Source organism: Methanoplanus endosymbiosus (genome assembly GCF_024662215.1).
Classification (GTDB): Archaea; Halobacteriota; Methanomicrobia; order Methanomicrobiales; family Methanomicrobiaceae; genus Methanoplanus; species Methanoplanus endosymbiosus.
Genome location: NZ_CP096115.1, coordinates 1,093,912 through 1,116,960, shown reverse-complemented (window position 1 = coordinate 1,116,960; position 23,049 = coordinate 1,093,912). Strand labels below are relative to the sequence as shown.

The following is a 23,049-nucleotide window of genomic DNA, read 5'->3' as shown; positions in this document are numbered from 1 at the left end:
AATGGCAAAATAACCAACTGTTCTGCAACCGGGAATGTCATTGCGGGACGTGATTATGCCGGTGGTCTTGTTGGTATTAGTTATTATAGCACCTTAACAAACTGTTCTGCAACAGGCAGTGCCACTGCTACAATAGAACATGCCGGTGGTCTTGCTGGTTATGATTTGGCTAACACCTTAACAAACTGTTATGCAACAGGTAATGCCACTGCAAATAAGTATGCCGGCGGTCTTGTTGGTTCTAGTTCTAAATCTGATACCAGTACCATAACAGATAGTTATGCAACGGGCAGTGCCAATGCTACAACAGAATCTGCCGGTGGTCTTGTTGGTTATGATGGTAGTGGCCTCTTAACAAACTGTTATGCAACAGGCAATGCCACTGCAAATAAGTATGCCGGCGGTCTTGTTGGTTCTAAAGATAGGGGCACCTTAACAAACTGTTCTGCAACGGGCAGTGCCACCGCAGAATCTGGTGCCGGCGGTCTTGTTGGTGATCTTAATAATTATGCCACCTTAACAAATTGTTATGCAACGGGTAATGCCGCCGCAGAATCTGGTGCCGGCGGTCTTGCTGGTCATATTTATTCTGGCCTCTTAACAAACTGTTATGCAACGGGTAATGCCACTGCAGAATCTGGTGCCGGCGGTCTTGCCGGTTATAATTCTGGCACCTTAACAAAATGTTATGCAACGGGCAGTGCCAATGCTACAACAGAACAAGCCGGTGGTCTTGTTGGGGTGAATAATGGTGGCTCCCTAACGAATTGTTCTGCAACGGGTAATGCTTCTGCTACAAAGCAAGCCGGTGGTCTTGTTGGTTATAATGGTTATAATAAAGATAGCACCTTAACAAACTGTTATGCAACGGGCGGTGCCACTGCTACAACAGAACAAGCCGGTGGTCTTGTTGGTAGAAATAATAAGGGCAAAATAACAAACTGTTATGCAACAGGCAATGCCACTGCTTCTGGTAATTATGCCGGTGGTCTTGTTGGTTATAATTCCCCTGATAGTACCTTAACAAATTGTTATGCAACGGGCAGTGGCACTGCGAGTAACTATGCCGGCGGTCTTACTGGGTGCAGTAGCCTCAATGACATAGATAATTGTTATCGTTATAATAAATCCGGAGGCTATGGTGGCATCTATATTTCTGATATAACGGAATTCAGGGACTATAACTTCCTCACTGGAACAAAATTATATCACAGCCTTAAATGGTCGGCCGATATAATAAGCACTTCCAGTGATAATTCTAAAATCTGGAGAGCGTTTGATTCAAAATCCAAATACCCGATATTCCAGTGGGAGACGTTTGAAACCGGAATTCTGCAGATTGAATCTGTACCACAAAATGCTACGATTTACCTGAATGGAATGGATTCTGGTTTTGTAACCAATCATACCTTTACTGAGCAGGTTGCCGGGGAGTATAATGTTACAATTGAGTTGGCGGGTTATGATTCTGAATCTGAAGTATTGGTCCTTCCAGGTAATGATACCCGGGTTGCGGTGTTTAATCTTACACGCTCTGTTGGTGATCTGCAGGTCAACTCTACCCCATCCAATGCCCTGATTTATCTTGACGGAGTCAGCACCGGCAATTATACCAACTTTACGTTCTCGGATTATCCGGCTGGCACCTACAACGTAACCGTAGAACTTGATGGCTACGACAATGCCACCAATTCTGTAAATATTGCCAGTGGAACTGTTGGTGAGGTCAACTTCACTTTGTCAAGACAGGTCGGCACTCTGCGGGTTAATTCTACTCCTTCAAACGCTCTGATCTACATTGACGGCGAGAGCACTGGTAATTATACCAACTTCACGTTCACCAATTATCCGGCTGGAACCTACAATGTGACAGTTGAGCTTGACGGCTATGACAATGCCACCAATTCTGTAAATATTGCCAGTGGAACTGTTGGTGAGGTCAACTTCACTTTGTCAAGACAGGTCGGCACTCTGCGGGTTAATTCTACTCCTTCAAACGCTCTGATCTACATTGACGGCGAGAGCACTGGTAATTATACCAACTTCACTTTCAGCAGTTATCCTGTTGGAACCTACAACGTAACTGTTGAACTTGACGGCTATGACAACGCCAGCGATGAAGTGACTCTTGTCAAAGGCGGTCTTGAGTTAGTTAATTTCAGTCTGACTCAGCAGACCGGTACTTTGCAGGTTAATTCCACCCCTGCCAACGCCCTGATCTACATAGACGGCGAGAGCACGGGCAATTATACCAACTTTACGTTCTCGGATTATCCGGTTGGCACCTACAACGTAACCGTTGAACTTGAAGGCTATGACAACGCCAGTGATGAAGTTACTCTTGCCAAAGGCGGTCTTGAGTTAGTTAATTTCAGTCTGACTCAGCAGACCGGTACTTTGCAGGTTAATTCCACTCCTGCTGACGCTTTAATCTATATTGGCGGAGTCAGCACCGGCAATTCCACCAACTTCACGTTCAGCAATTATCCGGCTGGCACCTACAACGTAACGGTTGAACTTGACGGCTATGACAACGCCAGCGATGAAGTGACACTTGCCAAAGGTGGTCTTGAGTTAGTTAATTTCAGTCTGACTCAGCAGACCGGTACTTTGCAGGTTAATTCTACTCCATCCAATGCCCTGATTTATCTTGATGGAGTCAGCACCGGCAATTCCACGAACTTCACGTTCACCAATTATCCGGTTGGCACCTACAACGTAACGGTTGAACTTGACGGCTATGACAACGCCAGCGATGAAGTGACACTTGCCAAAGGTGGTCTTGAGTTAGTTAATTTCAGTCTGACTCAGCAGACCGGTACTTTGCAGGTTAATTCCACCCCTGCCAACGCCCTGATCTACATAGACGGCGAGAGCACGGGCAATTATACCAACTTTACGTTCTCGGATTATCCGGCTGGCACCTACAACGTAACTGTTGAACTTGACGGCTATGACAACGCCAGTGATGAAGTTACTCTTGCCAAAGGCGGTCTTGAGTTTGTTAATTTCAGTCTGACTCAGCAGACCGGTACTTTGCAGGTTAATTCTACTCCTGCTGACGCTTTAATCTATATTGACGGAGTCAGCACCGGCAATTCCACAAACTTCACGTTCACCAATTATCCGGTTGGCACCTACAACGTAACCGTTGAGCTTGAAGGATATGACAACGCCAGCGATGAAGTGACTCTTGCCAAAGGTGGTCTTGAGTTAGTTAATTTCAGTCTGACTCAGCAGACCGGTACTTTGCAGGTTAATTCTACACCTTCCAGTGCTCTGATTTATCTTGATGGAGTCAGCACCGGCAATTCCACTAACTTCACGTTCAGCAATTATCCGGTAGGAACCTACAACATAACCGTTGAACTTGACGGCTATGACAACGCCAGCGATGAAGTGACTCTTGCCAAAGGTGGTCTTGAGTTCGTCAACTTTAGTCTGACTCAGCAGACCGGTACTTTGCAGGTTAATTCTACTCCTGCTGACGCTTTAATCTATATTGACGGAGTCAGCACCGGCAATTCCACTAACTTCACGTTCACCAATTATCCGGTTGGCACCTACAACATAACCGTTGAACTTGACGGCTATGAAAACGCCAGCGATGAAGTGACTCTTGCCAAAGGTGGTCTTGAGTTAGTTAATTTCAGTCTGACTCAGCAGACCGGTACTTTGCAGGTTAATTCTACTCCTGCTGACGCTTTAATCTATATTGACGGAGTCAGCACCGGCAATTCCACTAACTTCACGTTCAGCAATTATCCGGTAGGAACCTACAACATAACCGTTGAACTTGACGGCTATGACAACGCCAGCGATGAAGTTACTCTTGCCAAAGGCGGTCTTGAGTTAGTTAATTTCAGTCTGACTCAGCAGACCGGTACTTTGCAGGTGAATTCTACTCCGTCCAATGCCTTGATTTATCTTGATGGAGTCAGCACGGGCAATTCCACCAATTTCACCTTCAGCAATTATCCTGTGGGAACCTACAACGTAACTGTTGAGCTTTCCGGTTATCACTCTGCATATGAAGATGTAAATCTTACAAAGGGTGATATTGAAGTTGTCACATTTGCATTAGTTCCGGAATATGGTGGAGGAAATGGTACAAAAGAAAATCCGTACGAATTGAGTAATAGTGACTGCATTATACGCTTGTCTGATAATCCTGGCGATTGGGACAAATCTTTCGTCCTGACTGATGATATTGATTTCTCTGCCGGTGGTCCGGAATCTGCTATTGGTAATTCTACAATTCAGTTTAATGGAGATTTTGACGGTCATGGGCATTCATTCTTTAATTTTACGCTGGATGAAAGCGGTTCAGATTATGTTGGTCTATTTGGATATGTCGGTTCCGGCGGAGCTATAAGCGATTTAAAAATTGAAACTGCCGGTGTTGGAGTAAAAGGAAATAATAATGTTGGTATTCTTGCCGGCCGGAATTCCGGTGCAATTGAAAACTGCTCTGCGACAGGTGACTCCACATCTGTGGGAGATAATGCAAGCTGTCTTGTCGGATGGAATTCCGGTACAATAACCAATTGTTCTGCAACCGGGAATGTCATTGCGGGACGTAATTATGCCGGCGGTCTTGTTGGCAGTAATGATGGTGGCTCACTGACGAATTGTTATGCAACAGGCAATGCCACTGCGAATGACCATGCTGGTGGTCTTGCCGGTTCTAATTCCGGCAACTTAACAAACTGTTATGCAACGGGCAGTGCCACTGCAAAATATCAAACCGGTGGTCTTGTAGGATATAATGAAGGTAGAATAACAAACTGTTATGCAACGGGCAATGTCAATTCTTATTATAATTATGCCGGCGGTCTTGTTGGTTATAATGATTATCATGGCTATTTAATAAACTGTTATGCAACAGGCAATGCCACTGCAACGGAATATGCCGGTGGTCTTTTTGGGCAGAATTATGGTTCGGGAATAAACTGTTATCGTTATGCTGATAATGGCAACAGTTACGGCATCCATATTTCTGATATAACTAAATTCAGGGACTATGATTTCCTCACCGGAAGTACGGAAAATAACGGTCTGAACTGGTCAACAGGCATAATCAGCACTGATGCTGATTTATCGAAAACATGGAGAGTATCCACATATAAGTGCCAGTATCCATTCTTCCAGTGGCAGTCTTCTGGTTTTGGAAATGGAACTCTTCAGATTAATTCAGATCCTGATGGAGCTACAGTTTACTTAAACGGGTTTGATACTGGGGAATTAACTAATACAACTATTTCTCAGATTCCGGAGGGCATATATAATGTCACTGTAGCAAAAACAGGTTATAAATCTGCATATGAAGATGTAAATCTTACAAAGGGTGATATTGAAGTTGTCACATTTGCATTAGTTCCGGAATATGGTGGAGGAAATGGTACAAAAGAAAATCCGTATGAATTGAGTAATAGTGACTGCATTATACGCCTGTCTGATAATCCTGGCGATTGGAACAAATATTTCATTCTGACTGATGATATTGATCTCGCTGATGGTGGTCCGGAATCTGCTATTGGTAATTCTACAATTCAGTTTAATGGAGATTTTGACGGTCGGGGACATTCAATCTTTAATTTTACGCTGGATGAAAGCGGTTCAGATTATGTTGGTCTATTTGGATATGTCGGCTCCGGCGGAGCTATAAGAGATTTAAATATTGAAACTGCCGGTGCTGGAGTAAAAGGAACAAATAATGTTGGTATTATTGCCGGCCGGAATTCCGGTGCAATTGAAAACTGCTCTGCGACAGGAGATACAGTTGCCACTGGTGATAATGTAGGCTGCCTTGTCGGGTGGAATACGGGAACAGTGGACGGGTGTCATTCTGAGGGAAATATCACAGGCAAAATCAATAATGGGGGTCTTGTTGGTTATAATGAGGCTGGCGGAGAAATCGGTAACTGCTATTCAACAGGTGATGTCACAGGCAGTGACAAACATGCCGGTGGTCTTGTTGGACAGAATCTGGGAGCAATTAATAACTGTACAGCATCCGGTGATGTGTATGCACCTAATTACGCAAACGGAGGTCTGGTTGGCTGGAATAATGGCGGCAGTATAACGAACTGTTATGCAACCGGTAATTCAACGGGTGATATAGATGATATTGGAGGACTTGTAGGGACCAATGAGAATGGCGGTTCAATAGAGAATTGTTATGCAACTGGTAATGCCAGAGCTGCGAATCTCCATGCTGGTGGTCTTGTCGGGCTTAACCGGTATAGTTCTACAATAACCAACAGTTATGCAACAGGCACTGCTACTGCAGTGGGAGAATATGGAGGACTTTTGGGTTTAAATGATGGTTCAACGTTTACAAACTGTTACCGTTATACCACTGGTGTTTCCGGTTATGGAACTCTGGTTACAGATGTTACCAGGTTTAAGGACTATGATTTCCTCACCGGAATTGTGGATTCTGATGGCCTTAAATGGTCGGCCGATATAATAAGCACTTCCAGTGATAATTCTAAAATCTGGAGGGCGTTTGATTCAAAATCAAAATATCCGATATTCCAGTGGATGACGTTTGAAACCGGAACTCTGCAGATTGAATCTGTTCCACAAAATGCTACGATTTACCTGAATGGAATGGATTCTGGTTTTGTAACCAATCATACCTTTACTGAGCAGGTTGCCGGGGAGTATAATGTTACAATTGAGCTGACGGGTTATGATTCTGAATCTGAGGTATTGGTCCTCCCAGGTGATGGTACCCGGGTTGCGGTGTTTAATCTTACACGCTCTGTTGGTAATCTGCAGGTCAACTCTACCCCAGCCAATGCCCTGATTTATCTTGATGGAGTCAGCACCGGCAATTTCACCAACTTCACGTTCACCAATTATCCGGTAGGAACCTACAACGTAACCGTTGAACTCGAAGGTTATGACAACGCCAGTGAGGAAGTGACTCTTGTCAAAGGCGGTCTTGAGTTAGTTAATTTCAGTCTGACTCAGCAGACCGGTACTTTGCAGGTTAATTCTACTCCTGCTGACGCTTTAATCTATATTGACGGAGTCAGCACCGGCAATTTCACGAACTTCACGTTCACCAATTATCCGGCTGGCACTTACAACGTAACCGTTGAGCTTGAAGGATATGACAATGCCAGCGATGAAGTTACTCTTGTCAAAGGCGGTCTTGAGTTAGTTAATTTCAGCCTGACTCAGCAGACCGGTACTTTGCAGGTTAACTCCACTCCTTTCGGTGCTCTGATCTACCTTAACGGAACCTCTACTGAAGAACTGACAAATGCAACTCTCTCTGACATTCCGGTTGGGACTTATAATATTACAGTTGTCAAATCTGGCTACGACAATTCCAGCCAGGTTGTGACCCTGAGCAGGGATGAAACTGAAGATGTCAGCTTTGACCTTGTCAGTCAGGTTGGCACATTGCAGATCAACTCGACTCCTTCCGGAGCTATTATCTACCTTAACGGAACCTCTACTGAAGAACTGACAAATGCAACTCTCTCTGACATTCCGGTTGGCAGTTACAATATTACAGTTGTTAAATCCGGTTATGACAACTCCAGCCGTGTTGTGACACTTGGTAAAGATCAGACTGAATCTGTGAGTTTCACCCTGTCCCGGCAGGTCGGAACTTTGCAGATCAACTCGACTCCTTCCGGAGCTATGATCTACCTTAACGGAACCTCTACTGAAGAACTGACAAATGCAACTCTCTCTGACATTCCGGTTGGCAGTTACAATATTACAGTTGTTAAATCCGGTTATGACAACTCCAGCCGTGTTGTGACACTTGGTAAAGATCAGACTGAATCTGTGAGTTTCACCCTGTCCCGGCAGGTCGGAACTTTGCAGATCAACTCGACTCCTTCCGGAGCTATGATCTACCTTAACGGAACCTCTACTGAAGAACTGACAAATGCAACTCTCTCTGACATTCCGGTTGGCAGTTACAATATTACAGTTGTTAAATCCGGTTATGACAACTCCAGCCGTGTTGTGACACTTGGTAAAGATCAGACTGAATCTGTGAGTTTCACTCTGTCCCGGCAGGTCGGAACTTTGCAGATCAACTCGACTCCTTCCGGAGCTATTATCTACCTTAACGGAACCTCTACTGAAGAACTGACGAATGCAACTCTCTCTGACATTCTGGTTGGCAGTTACAATATTACAGTGGTCAAGTCCGGCTATGACAATTCCAGCCAGGTTGTGACCCTGAGCAGGGATGAAACCGAAGAAGTCAGCTTTGACCTTGTCAGTCAGGTTGGAACATTGCAGATCAACTCAACTCCTTCCGGTGCTCTGATCTACCTTAACGGAACATCTACGGAAGAACTGACAAATGCAACTCTCTCTGACATTCCGGTTGGCAGTTACAATATTACAGTGGTCAAGTCCGGCTATGACAATTCCAGCCAGGTTGTTACCCTGAGCAGGGATGAAACCAAAGACGTCAGCTTTGACCTTGTCAGTCAGGTTGGCACGTTGCAGATCAATTCAACTCCTTCCGGAGCTATGATCTACCTTAACGGAACCTCTACTGAAGAACTGACCAATGCAACTCTCTCTGACATTCCGGTTGGCAGTTACAATATTACAGTTGTTAAATCCGGCTACGACAATTCCAGTCAGGTTGTGACGTTAGGCAAGGGTGAAACTGAAGAAGTCAGCTTTGACCTTGTCAGTCAGGTTGGAACATTACAGATCAACTCAACTCCTTCCGGAGCTATGATCTACCTGAACGGAACATCTACGGAAGAACTGACAAATGCAACTCTCTCTGACATTCCGGTTGGCAGTTACAATATTACAGTAGTTAAATCTGGCTATGACAATTCCAGCCAGGTTGTTACCCTGAGAAGGGATGAAACCAAAGACGTCAGCTTTGGCCTTGTCAGTCAGGTTGGAACATTGCAGATCAACTCAACTCCTTCCGGAGCTATGATCTACCTTAACGGAACCTCTACTGAAGAACTGACAAATGCAACTCTCTCTGACATTCCGGTTGGCAGTTACAATATTACAGTGGTCAAGTCCGGCTATGACAATTCCAGCCAGGTTGTGACCCTGAGCAGGGATGAAACCGAAGAAGTCAGCTTTGACCTTGTCAGTCAGGTTGGAATGTTGCAGATCAACTCAACTCCTTCCGGAGCTATGATCTACCTTAACGGAACCTCTACGGAAGAACTGACAAATGCAACTCTCTCTGACATTCCGGTTGGCAGTTACAATATTACAGTTGTTAAATCCGGCTACGACAATTCCAGCCAGGTTGTGACCTTAAGCAAAGGAGATACTGAGACAGTCAGCTTTGAACTTGTCAGTCAGGTTGGAACTTTGCAGATCAACTCAACTCCTTCCGGTGCTATGGTATATCTCAACGGCACAGACACCGGTGAATTAACCAATGTAACTCTCTCTGACATTCCGGTTGGCAGTTACAATATTACAGTGGTCAAGTCCGGCTATGACAATTCCAGCCAGGTTGTTACCCTGAGCAGGGATGAAACCAAAGACGTCAGCTTTGACCTTGTCAGTCAGGTTGGCACGTTGCAGATCAATTCAACTCCTTCCGGAGCTATGATCTACCTTAACGGAACCTCTACTGAAGAACTGACCAATGCAACGCTTTCTGATACTCCAATCGGGACTTACAATATTACAGTTGTTAAATCTGGCTATGACAATTCCAGCCAGGTTGTTACCCTGAGCAGGGATGAAACCAAAGACGTCAGCTTTGACCTTGTCAGTCAGGTTGGCACGTTGCAGATCAATTCAACTCCTTCCGGAGCTATGATCTACCTTAACGGAACCTCTACTGAAGAACTGACAAATGCAACTCTCTCTGACATTCCGGTTGGCAGTTACAATATTACAGTTGTTAAATCCGGTTATGACAACTCCAGCCAGGTTGTTACCCTGAGCAGGGATGAAACCAAAGAAGTCAGCTTTGACCTTGTCAGTCAGGTTGGCACATTGCAGATCAATTCAACTCCTTCCGGAGCTATGATCTACCTTAACGGAACCTCTACTGAAGAACTGACAAATGCAACTCTCTCTGACATTCCGGTTGGCAGTTACAATATTACAGTAGTTAAATCCGGTTATGACAACTCCAGCCAGGTTGTTACCCTGAGCAGGGATGAAACCAAAGACGTCAGCTTTGACCTTGTCAGTCAGGTTGGCACGTTGCAGATCAACTCAACTCCTTCCGGAGCTATTATCTACCTTAACGGAACCTCTACTGAAGAACTGACAAATGCAACTCTCTCTGACATTCCGGTTGGCATTTACAATATTACAGTTGTCAAATCCGGCTATGACAATTCCAGCCAGGTTGTGACCTTAAGCAAAGGAGATACTGAGACAGTCAGCTTTGACCTTGTCAGTCAGGTTGGCACGTTGCAGATCAACTCAACTCCTTCCGGTGCTCTGATCTACCTTAACGGAACCTCTACTGAAGAACTGACAAATGCAACTCTCTCTGACATTCCGGTTGGCAGTTACAATATTACAGTTGTTAAATCCGGTTATGACAACTCCAGCCAGGTTGTTACCCTGAGCAGGGATGAAACCGAAGAAGTCAGCTTTGACCTTGTCAGTCAGGTTGGCACATTGCAGATCAATTCAACTCCTTCCGGAGCTATGATCTACCTTAACGGAACCTCTACTGAAGAACTGACAAATGCAACTCTCTCTGACATTCCGGTTGGCAGTTACAATATTACAGTAGTTAAATCCGGCTATGACAATTCCAGCCAGGTTGTTACCCTGAGCAGGGATGAAACCAAAGACGTCAGCTTTGACCTTGTCAGTCAGGTTGGCACATTGCAGATCAACTCGACTCCTTCCGGAGCTACGGTATATCTCAACGGCACAGACACCGGTGAATTAACCAATGTAACCCTGACCGACAAACCGGTTGGTACTTACAACATAACAGTTACAAAGTCCGGCTATGACTCTTCCAGTCAGATAGTCACCTTAAGCAAGGGTGAAACTGAAGAAGTTAGTTTTGACCTGACTGAGCAGACTGGCATTTTACAGATCAACTCAACTCCTTCCGGTGCTCTGATCTACCTTAACGGAACCTCTACTGAAGAACTGACAAATGCAACTCTCTCTGACATTCCGGTTGGCAGTTACAATATTACAGTTGTCAAATCCGGCTATGACAACTCCAGCCGGGTTGTAACCCTGAGCAGGGATGAAACCGAAGAAGTCAGCTTTGACCTTGTCAGTCAGGTTGGCACATTGCAGATCAACTCAACTCCTTCCGGTGCTCTGATCTACCTTAACGGAACCTCTACTGAAGAACTGACAAATGTAACTCTCTCTGACATTCCGGTTGGCAGTTACAATATTACAGTTGTCAAATCCGGTTATGACAATTCCAGCCAGGTTGTGACCCTGAGCAGGGATGAAACCGAAGAAGTCAGCTTTGACCTTGTCAGTCAGGTTGGAACATTGCAGATCAACTCAACTCCTTCCGGTGCTCTGATCTACCTTAACGGAACCTCTACTGAAGAACTGACAAATGCAACTCTCTCTGACATTCCGGTTGGCAGTTACAATATTACAGTTGTCAAATCCGGCTATGACAATTCCAGCCAGGTTGTGACCTTAAGCAAAGGAGATACTGAGACAGTCAGCTTTGACCTTGTCAGTCAGGTTGGAACTTTGCAGATCAACTCAACTCCTTCCGGTGCTATGGTATATCTCAACGGCACAGACACCGGTGAATTAACCAATGTAACTCTCTCTGACATTCTGGTTGGCAGTTACAATATTACAGTTGTCAAGTCCGGCTATGACAATTCCAGCCAGGTTGTGACCCTGAGCAGGGATGAAACCGAAGAAGTCAGCTTTGACCTTGTCAGTCAGGTTGGCACATTGCAGATCAACTCGACTCCTTCCGGAGCTACGGTATATCTCAACGGCACAGACACCGGTGAATTAACCAATGTAACTCTCTCTGACATTCTGGTTGGCAGTTACAATATTACAGTGGTCAAGTCCGGCTATGACTCTTCCAGTCAGATAGTCACCTTAAGCAAGGGTGAAACTGAAGAAGTTAGTTTTGACCTGACTGAGCAGACTGGCATTTTACAGATCAATTCCACACCGTCCGGAGCTATGGTATATCTCAACGGCACAGACACCGGTGAATTAACCAATGTAACTCTCTCTGACATTCCGGTTGGCAGTTACAATATTACAGTGGTCAAGTCCGGCTATGACAATTCCAGCCAGGTTGTGACCCTGAGCAGGGATGAAACCGAAGAAGTCAGCTTTGACCTTGTCAGTCAGGTTGGCACATTGCAGATCAACTCGACTCCTTCCGGAGCTATGATCTACCTTAACGGAACATCTACGGAAGAACTGACAAATGCAACTCTCTCTGACATTCCGGTTGGCATTTACAATATTACAGTTGTTAAATCCGGCTACGACAATTCCAGTCAGGTTGTGACGTTAGGCAAGGGTGAAACTGAAGACGTCAGCTTTGACCTTGTCAGTCAGGTTGGAACGTTGCAGATCAACTCAACTCCTTCCGGAGCTATGGTTTATCTCAACGGCACAGACACCGGTGAATTAACCAATGTAACTCTCTCTGACATTCCGGTTGGCAGTTACAATATTACAGTTGTTAAATCCGGTTATGACAACTCCAGCCAGGTTGTTACCCTGAGCAGGGATGAAACCGAAGAAGTCAGCTTTGACCTTGTCAGTCAGGTTGGCACATTGCAGATCAATTCAACTCCTTCCGGTGCTCTGATCTACCTTAACGGAACCTCTACTGAAGAACTGACCAATGCAACTCTCTCTGACGTTCCGGTTGGCAGTTACAATATTACAGTTGTCAAATCTGGCTACGACAATTCCAGCCAGGTTGTGACCCTGAGCAGGGATGAAACTGAAGATGTCAGCTTTGACCTTGTCAGTCAGGTTGGCACGTTGCAGATCAACTCAACTCCTTCCGGAGCTATGATCTACCTTAACGGAACCTTTACCGAAAAACTGACAAATGCAACTCTCTCTGACATTCCGGTTGGCAGTTACAATATTACAGTTGTCAAATCCGGCTATGACTCTTCCAGTCAGATAGTCACCTTAAGCAAGGGTGAAACTGAAGAAGTCAGCTTTGACCTTGTCAGTCAGGTTGGCACATTGCAGATCAATTCAACTCCTTCCGGAGCTATGATCTACCTTAACGGAACCTCTACTGAAGAACTGACAAATGCAACTCTCTCTGACATTCCGGTTGGCATTTACAATATTACAGTTGTCAAATCCGGCTATGACAATTCCAGCCAGGTTGTGACCTTAAGCAAAGGAGATACTGAGACAGTCAGCTTTGACCTTGTCAGTCAGGTTGGCACGTTGCAGATCAACTCAACTCCTTCCGGTGCTCTGATCTACCTTAACGGAACCTCTACTGAAGAACTGACAAATGCAACTCTCTCTGACATTCCGGTTGGCAGTTACAATATTACAGTTGTTAAATCCGGTTATGACAATTCCAGCCGGGTTGTGACGTTAGGCAAGGATGAAACTGAAGAAGTCAGCTTTGACCTTGTCAGTCAGGTTGGCACATTGCAGATCAACTCGACTCCTTCCGGAGCTATGGTATATCTCAACGGCACAGACACCGGTGAATTAACCAATGTAACTCTCTCTGACATTCCGGTTGGCAGTTACAATATTACAGTGGTTAAATCCGGCTATGACAATTCCAGCCAGGTTGTGACCCTGAGCAGGGATGAAACTGAAGACGTCAGCTTTGACCTTGTCAGTCAGGTTGGAACGTTGCAGATCAACTCGACTCCTTCCGGAGCTATGATCTACCTTAACGGAACATCTACGGAAGAACTGACAAATACAACTCTCTCTGACATTCCGGTTGGCAGTTACAATATTACAGTTGTTAAATCCGGTTATGATAACTCCAGCCAGGTTGTGACCCTGAGCAGGGATGAAACTGAAGATGTCAGCTTTGACCTTGTCAGTCAGGTTGGCACATTGCAGATCAACTCGACTCCTTCCGGAGCTACGGTATATCTCAACGGCACAGACACCGGTGAATTAACTAATGTAACTCTGGCCGACAAACCGGTTGGTACTTACAACATAACTGTTGTAAAATCCGGTTACGATTCCTCCAGTCAGATAGTCACTTTAGGTAAGGGTGAAACTGAGACAGTCAGCTTTGACCTGACTGAGCAGACCGGTACCTTGCAGATCAACTCAACTCCTTCCGGAGCTATGGTTTATCTCAACGGCACAGACACCGGTGAATTAACCAATGTAACCCTGACCGACAAACCGGTTGGAACCTACAACATAACAGTTACAAAGTCCGGCTATGACTCTTCCAGTCAGATAGTCACCTTAGGCAAGGATGAAACCAAAGAAGTCAGCTTTGACCTTGTCAGTCAGGTTGGAACATTACAGATCAACTCGACTCCTTCCGGAGCTATGGTTTATCTCAACGGCACAGACACCGGTGAATTAACCAATATAACTCTGGCCGACAAACCGGTTGGAACCTACAACATAACAGTTACAAAGTCCGGCTATGACTCTTCCAGTCAGATAGTCACCTTAGGCAAGGATGAAACCAAAGAAGTCAGCTTTGACCTTGTCAGTCAGGTTGGAACATTACAGATCAACTCGACTCCTTCCGGAGCTATGGTTTATCTCAACGGCACAGACACCGGTGAATTAACCAATGTAACTCTGGCCGACAAACCGGTTGGAACCTACAACATAACAGTTTCAAAGTCCGGTTACGATTCCTCCAGTCAGGTAGTCATCTTAAGTAAGGGTGAAACTGAGACAGTCAGCTTTGACCTTGTCAGTCAGGTTGGAACATTACAGATCAACTCCACTCCTTCCGGAGCTATGATCTACATCAACGGCACAGACACTGGTGAGTTAACCAACGCCACCTTATCCGACAAACCGGTTGGAACCTACAATATTACAGTGGTCAAGACCGGTTATGACAATTCCAGCCAGGTAGTCACCCTGAGCAGGGATGAAACCAAAGAAGTCAGCTTTGATCTGACTGAGCATACCGGTACCTTGCAGATCAACTCGACTCCTTCCGGAGCTATGGTTTATCTCAACGGCACAGACACCGGTGAATTAACTAATGTAACTCTGGCCGACAAACCAGTTGGAACCTACAACATAACTGTTACAAAGTCCGGTTATGACTCCTCCAGTCAGATAGTCTCCTTAAGCAAGGATGAAACCAAAGAAGTCAGCTTTGACCTGACTGAGCAGACCGGTACCTTGCAGATCAACTCGACTCCTTCCGGAGCTATGGTTTATCTCAACGGCACAGAGACCGGCGAGTTAACCAATGTAACCCTAACCGATAAACCGGTTGGAACCTACAACATAACTGTTACAAAGTCCGGTTACGATTCCTCCAGTCAGATAGTCACTTTAGGTAAGGGTGAAACTGAGACAGTCAGCTTTGACCTGACTGAGCAGACCGGTACCTTGCAGATCAACTCGACTCCTTCCGGAGCTATGGTTTATCTCAACGGCACAGAGACCGGCGAGTTAACCAACGTCACCTTATCCGACAAACCGGTTGGAACCTACAACATAACAGTTTCAAAGTCCGGTTACGATTCCTCCAGTCAGGTAGTCATCTTAAGCAAGGGTGAAACTGAGACAGTCAGCTTTGACCTTGTCAGTCAGGTTGGAACATTACAGATCAACTCGACTCCTTCCGGAGCTATGGTTTATCTCAACGGCACAGACACTGGTGAGTTAACCAACGCCACCTTATCCGACAAACCGGTTGGAACTTACAACATAACAGTTTCAAAGTCCGGCTATGACTCTTCAAGTCAGATAGTCACCTTAGGCAAGGATGAAACCAAAGAAGTCAGCTTTGACCTGACTGAGCATACCGGTACCTTGCAGATCAACTCAACTCCTTCCGGAGCTATGGTATATCTCAACGGCACAAATACCGGCGAGTTAACCAATGTAACCCTGGCCGACAAACCGGTTGGAACCTACAACATAACTGTTACAAAGTCAGGCTATGATTCCTCCAGTCAGGTAGTCACCTTAAGCAAGGGTGAAACTGAAGAAGTCAGCTTTGACTTAACCGAGCAGACCGGCACTTTGCAGATCAACTCCACTCCTTCCGGAGCTATGGTGTATCTCAATGGCACAGACACCGGTGAATTAACCAATGTAACCCTGGTCGACAAACCGGTTGGTACTTACAACATAACTGTTACAAAGTCCGGTTACGATTCCTTCAGTCAGATAGTCACCTTAAGCAAAGGTGAAACTGAGGCAGTCATCTTTGACCTTGTCAGTCAGGTTGGAACCTTGCAGATCAACTCCACTCCTTCCGGAGCTATGGTGTATCTCAATGGCACAGACACTGGTGAGTTAACCAACGCCACCTTATCCGACAAACCGGTTGGAACGTACAACATAACAGTTGCAAAGTCCGGCTATGATTCCTCCAGTCAGATCGTCACCTTAAGCAAAGGTGAAACTGAGGCAGTCATCTTTGACTTAACCGAGCAGATCGGCACTTTGCAGATCAACTCCACTCCATCCGGAGCTATGGTGTATCTCAATGGCACAGACACCGGTGAATTAACCAATGTAACCCTGACCAACAAACCGGTTGGAACGTACAACATAACTGTTACAAAGTCCGGTTACGATTCCTTCAGTCAGATAGTCACCTTAAGCAAAGGTGAAACTGAGGCAGTCATCTTTGACCTTGTCAGTCAGGTTGGAACATTGCAGATCAACTCCACTCCTTCCGGAGCTATGGTGTATCTCAATGGCACAGACACCGGTGAATTAACCAATGTAACCCTGGCCGACAAACCGGTTGGTACTTACAACATAACTGTTACAAAGTCCGGTTACGATTCCTTCAGTCAGATAGTCACCTTAATCAAAGGTGAAACTGAGGCAGTCATCTTTGACCTTGTCAGTCAGGTTGGAACCTTGCAGATCAACTCCACTCCTTCCGGAGCTATGGTGTATCTCAACGGCACAGACACCGGTGAGTTAACCAACGCCACATTATCCGACAAACCGGTTGGAACTTACAACATAACTGTTACAAAGTCCGGCTATGACTCCTCCAGTCAGATAGTCACCTTAAGCAAAGGTGAAACTGAGGCAGTCATCTTTGATCTTGTCAGTCAGACCGGCACTTTACAGATCAACTCCACTCCTTCCGGAGCTATGGTGTATCTTAACGGCACAGACACCGGTGAATTAACCAATGTAACCCTGGCCGACAAACCGGTTGGAACTTACAACATAACTGTTACAAAGTCTGGTTACGATTCCTCCAGTCGTATTGTGACACTGGCTAAAGGTGAAACTGAGGCAGTCATCTTTGACCTGACTGAGCAGACCGGCACTTTGCAGATCAATTCCACACCGTCCGGAGCTATGGTGTATCTCAACGGCACAGACACTGGTGAATTAACCAATGTAACCTTATCCGACAAACCGGTTGGTACTTACAACATAACTGTTACAAAGTCCGGTTACGATTCCTTCAGTCAGATAGTCACCTTAAGCAAAGGTGAAACTGAGGCAGTCATCTTTGACCTTGTCAGTCAGGTTGGAACCTTGCAGATCAACTCCACTCCTTCCGGAGCTATGGTGTATCTCAACGGCACAGACACCGGTGAGTTAACCAACGCCACCTTATCCGAAAAACCGGTTGGAACTTACAACATAACAGTTGCAAAGTCCGGCTATGATTCCTCCAGTCAGATCGTCACCTTAAGCAAAGGTGAAACTGAGGCAGTCAGCTTTGACCTTGTCAGTCAGGTTGGAACCTTGCAGATCAACTCCACTCCTTCCGGAGCTATGGTGTATCTCAATGGCACAGACACCGGTGAGTTAACCAACGCCACCTTATCCGACAAACCGGTTGGAACGTACAACATAACTGTTACAAAGTCCGGCTATGATTCCTCCAGTCAGATCGTCACCTTAAGCAAGGGTGAAACTGAGGCAGTCATCTTTGACTTAACCGAGCAGACCGGCACTTTGCAGATCAACTCCACTCCATCCGGAGCTATGGTGTATCTCAATGGCACAGACACCGGTGAATTAACCAATGTAACCCTGACCAACAAACCGGTTGGAACGTACAACATAACTGTTACAAAGTCTGGTTACGATTCCTCCAGTCAGGTAGTCACCTTAAGCAAGGGTGAAACTGAAGAAGTCAGCTTTGACTTAACCGAGCAGACCGGCACTTTGCAGATCAACTCCACTCCTTCCGGAGCTATGGTGTATCTCAATGGCACAGATTCCGGCAAACTGACCAATGTAACCCTAACCGATAAACCAGTTGGAACTTACAACATAACTGTTACAAAGTCCGGTTACGATTCCTTCAGTCAGATAGTCACCTTAAGCAAAGGTGAAACTGAGGCAGTCATCTTTGACTTAACCGAGCAGACCGGCACTTTGCAGATCAACTCCACTCCTTCCGGAGCTATGGTGTATCTCAATGGCACAGACACCGGTGAATTAACCAATGTAACCCTGACCAACAAACCGGTTGGAACGTACAACATAACTGTTACAAAGTCTGGTTACGATTCCTCCAGTCAGGTAGTCACCTTAAGCAAGGGTGAAACTGAAGAAGTCAGCTTTGACTTAACCGAGCAGACCGGCACTTTGCAGATCAACTCCACTCCTTCCGGAGCTATGGTGTATCTCAATGGCACAGATTCCGGCAAACTGACCAATGTAACCCTAACCGATAAACCAGTTGGAACTTACAACATAACTGTTACAAAGTCCGGTTACGATTCCTTCAGTCAGATAGTCACCTTAAGCAAAGGTGAAACTGAGGCAGTCATCTTTGACTTAACCGAGCAGACCGGCACTTTGCAGATCAACTCCACTCCTTCCGGAGCTATGGTGTATCTCAATGGCACAGATTCCGGCAAACTGACCAATGTAACCCTGGCCGACAAACCAGTTGGAACTTACAACATAACTGTGGTCAAGTCCGGTTACTTTACTCCATTAAATAAGACTGTCACAATAACCAAAGGTGAAATTTCGGAGGTAAGCTTTAACCTTGAACCCGATCATGACACCGGCAGCATTGTGGTCAACAGTACCCCTGCCAATGGCAGTGTTATGCTTGATGGTATCCTGACCGGAGATTTCACCAATACGACACTTCTGAATGTAAGTTCGGGCGATCACAACCTGACTGTCATAAAATCCGGTTATGTCACACCTGCAAACAGAACCATCACAGTTGTCAAAGGTGAGAATTCACAGGTTTCATTTGAGCTTGTTCCCGATCATGACACCGGCAGCATTGTGGTCAACAGTACCCCTGGCAATGGCAGTGTTATGCTTGATGGTATCCTGACCGGAGATTTCACTAATACGACACTTCTGAATGTAAGTTCAGGTGATCACAACCTGACGGTGATAAAATCCGGCTATGTCACACCTGCAAACAGAACCATCACAGTTGTCAAAGGTGATAGTTCACAGGTTTCATTTGAGCTTGTTCCCGATCATGACTCTGGTAGCATAAGGGTGGCCAGCAGTCCGCCGGGAGCTGTAATCTGGCTTGACGGCAACTACACAGGGCAACTGACCAACAGCACTCTTGAAGGTGTTTCAGCCGGAATCCATAATATTACAGTTGAAAAATCCGGCTACTATCCGTCAGTAAACAAAAGCGTAGTTGTAAACAAAGACCAAACAACCGATGTATTCTTTTACCTTGTGCAGAAGACCGGAAACATCACTGTCATCTCCTCACCAGGCAATGCCTGGATATGGCTTGACGGTGAGAACACATCAGTACTGACCAATAACACTCTGCCTGAAATTCCGGCAGGAACCCATGAAATCCTGCTTAAAAAATCCCTGTATTACGACAGTAAAAAGACTGTAACAGTAACAGCCGGTGATACAACCAAGGCAGAATTTGTTCTCGTCCCGTCAGGAACAAAACCAGTGACCTCATTCACTGCAACACCATTGTCAGGTGAAACACCGCTTCATGTGACCTTTACTGATACAACCATAGGTAACCCACAGTCGTGGAGCTGGTCATTCGGAGATGGAGATGTTTCATCAGAACAAAGTCCGGTACACATCTACACAGAAGAAGGAGTTTATAATGTCAGCCTTACGACAACCAACCCGTACGGCAGTAATACGAGCATAAAGACAGACTACATCACAGCAACTGACATCTCTACAATAATGCTCTATGCACCATCAGGCAGAATTCCATCAGGAGACATAGTTAAATTCCCGGTAACAGGTGAAGCTCTTGACAATATAACAGAGATGAACTTCGTTCTTTCATACAACCCTGAATTAATTACGGTTGAGAATGCATCCGCCTCAGAATTAACCAAAGGTTCTGACTTCAGGGACACAATTGATAACACAAACGGCCTGCTCACAATAAACATCACTGACAATTCCGGAATAACATCTAAAAACAAGGCCGGAATTGCGGAAATAAACTTCAAAGCAGTTTCCAATTTGACAACACTCAGAGAAACTTCACCAATTACATTTACACAGACAGAAGCCTGCTCATATGGTAAGGAGTGCCATGTAATCTCCAGAGACGGTGCAATCGATGTCGAGATGCGTACCGTAATAGGAGCACCAAGCGGCACACTTCCGGTTGAGTCCTCCAAATACCTGACAGTCAGTGCCTCCGGCCTCAATGAGGTCAGAAATATCTCCTTCATCATGGAGTTCAACAGGACTGTCATGTCGATTATAGATGTTCGTGCAAATGGCACAGTGCCTGACCTATCGGTAAATTCAGTCATCAGAAATGAAAACGGCTGGCTTCAGGTCTATGGTTCATCTACAACAAACCTGACAGGAATTGAACCTATTCAGCTTGTTGACATAAATGTCCATTCAAACGGACTGCCATGCGTTCGTGAGCTTGAACTTGTAAATGTTTTCTGGACAAGAAGCAGTGCCACATATGCTTTTGATGATATGGAACCCGGACTTATCAACATAACTCCGGTAACTTCTGCCCTTAAAAAGGATCAGCCGGCGGTGGTCAGCAATATGACATATAATGACAACACCGGCCAGGTTTCGATAAACATTGAAGAAAACAGGAATGCAACAATATCAAATGACAATAAGACGATCACAGTACAGAATCCCGGAATTGAAATAAAGATCGAAACTTCCGGTCTGCAAAATTCCTCTTCAGGCTGGACAGGCAACAGCACCGGAGCACAGATTGGAAACATCTCAAATTCCATCAACCTTGAAGGTGATGTAGGACATGTCAGCACCGGAATTTCAGCTAACATATCCGGAAGACTCTCAGCACTTACCAACTCCTCCACACAGCTTGATATAACTATCACCCGTGGTGCAGTTGATGAAAACCAGGGGCGTGCTTTCCAGCTTGCCGTTCTGAATGAACTGGATGCTGAACTTGAGGAAGTTGCCTATACAATGGAGATAAACAAATCCTCATTCGGTGGTATCAATGTCTCAGATGCAGTCATTGTAATGACAGCACCTGAAGATTACGTCGGCAGATGGGGAGGTCCTGCAAACTTCTCACTCCTGAGCCTTTCAGATGACGGTGCAGTAACAATTCTTGACACAACTTACACCTTCAGCGACAGCATTTACACCTTCACCGGTCTGTCTCCGAATGGTTTCTCATCCAAGGCACTGGTAGGATTTGTACCACTGATTAATCCGGTCTCAAAGTTCTCAGGAACCCCGGTATCCGGAGATGCACCTCTCCTGGTACAGTTCAACGACTTCTCAGATGGCGGTCCGGCTTCATGGCAGTGGGACTTTGGAGACGGAAAGACATCAGCCCTGCAAAACCCGTCACACATTTACAACTCAACCGGAACATTTGATGTAACCCTTACAATAGCAAATCTTAAGGGATCTGACACGCTTGAAAAACAGGATTACATCACCGTTAAAAATCCGATGACAGTTGATTTCACTGCTGATACAACCGGTGGTTATGCACCGCTGACTGTAAGCTTCACCGACACATCCACAGACAGTCCACATTCATGGCTCTGGGCATTTGGAGACGGGCAGACTTCATCTGAGCAGAATCCGGTGCACACCTACCAGAGTCCGGGTACATACTCTGTCTCACTGACAGCCACCAACGGGTATGGTGATGTAAATGCCGCAAAAGCGAATTTCATAACTGTATCCCGGCACAGCAGCGGTGGCGGCGGAGGAAGCAGCAGCCACGATGATGACCCTGTAATTACCCCGACAGCTGAACCTACTGTAAAAGCAACAGCTGAACCTACAGCCCAGGCAACAGTTGAGCCAGAAGAGTTTATCGGTTCCGCAGACCTGCCTCTTGGTGCTGAAGGTGAAACCAAAGGGCCGGTGACGATCTGGTCAGATGATATATCAGCATACTTAAGCATCGGCACAGGCGTTACCGTAAAAGATTCATCCGGAAATATACAGGATAGTATAAGTATAGTAGCTGTGCCTGTAAACTCAGTTCCGGCAGTCGCAAATGCTATACTGACGAGAATCTCCGGAGAGATTATGATACTGCATGCCTATGAATGCACGCCTGACGGTACCACCTTCACACCCGGAATTACTCTGACATTCAAACTTACAGAGGATGAATGGAACAGATACGGAAGTGATGCAAAAGCGGGATGGTATAACAGCGAAAGCGGCGAATGGGAGATTATTTCCGGAGAAACTGATGCTGATAAGAGGACGGTAACTATTCGCATAGATCACTTCAGCAACTATGCTCTCTTTGCAGAGGATACAGCTCAGCAGTCTGCTGAACCTGATAAATCAGTTACTCCGGAGAAAACCCCCAAGGTACCGGGAAGCACCACAATGTGGTCCTGGGTCTTAATCATAACCCTGATTGCTGCGGTCGGCTTTGTGATATATCTCCGTGGAAAGATGAAAAAATAAATTATCAGCTCTTATTTTAATCCTTTAAAATCCGGAGACAGAATTGATTTAAGC

General features: G+C 45.6%; 1 protein-coding gene (only partly in view). It reads left to right on the top strand.

Annotated features, from left to right (window positions below; genetic code table 11):
• Positions 1-22,995, top strand: the 3' portion of a protein-coding gene (locus L6E24_RS04685) for a PEGA domain-containing protein (RefSeq protein WP_257743560.1). It extends 4,881 nt beyond the left edge of the window; only the last 22,995 of its 27,876 coding nucleotides appear in the window; the start codon falls outside the window, past its left edge; the stop codon is at positions 22,993-22,995.
• Positions 22,996-23,049 lie beyond the last annotated feature (54 nt).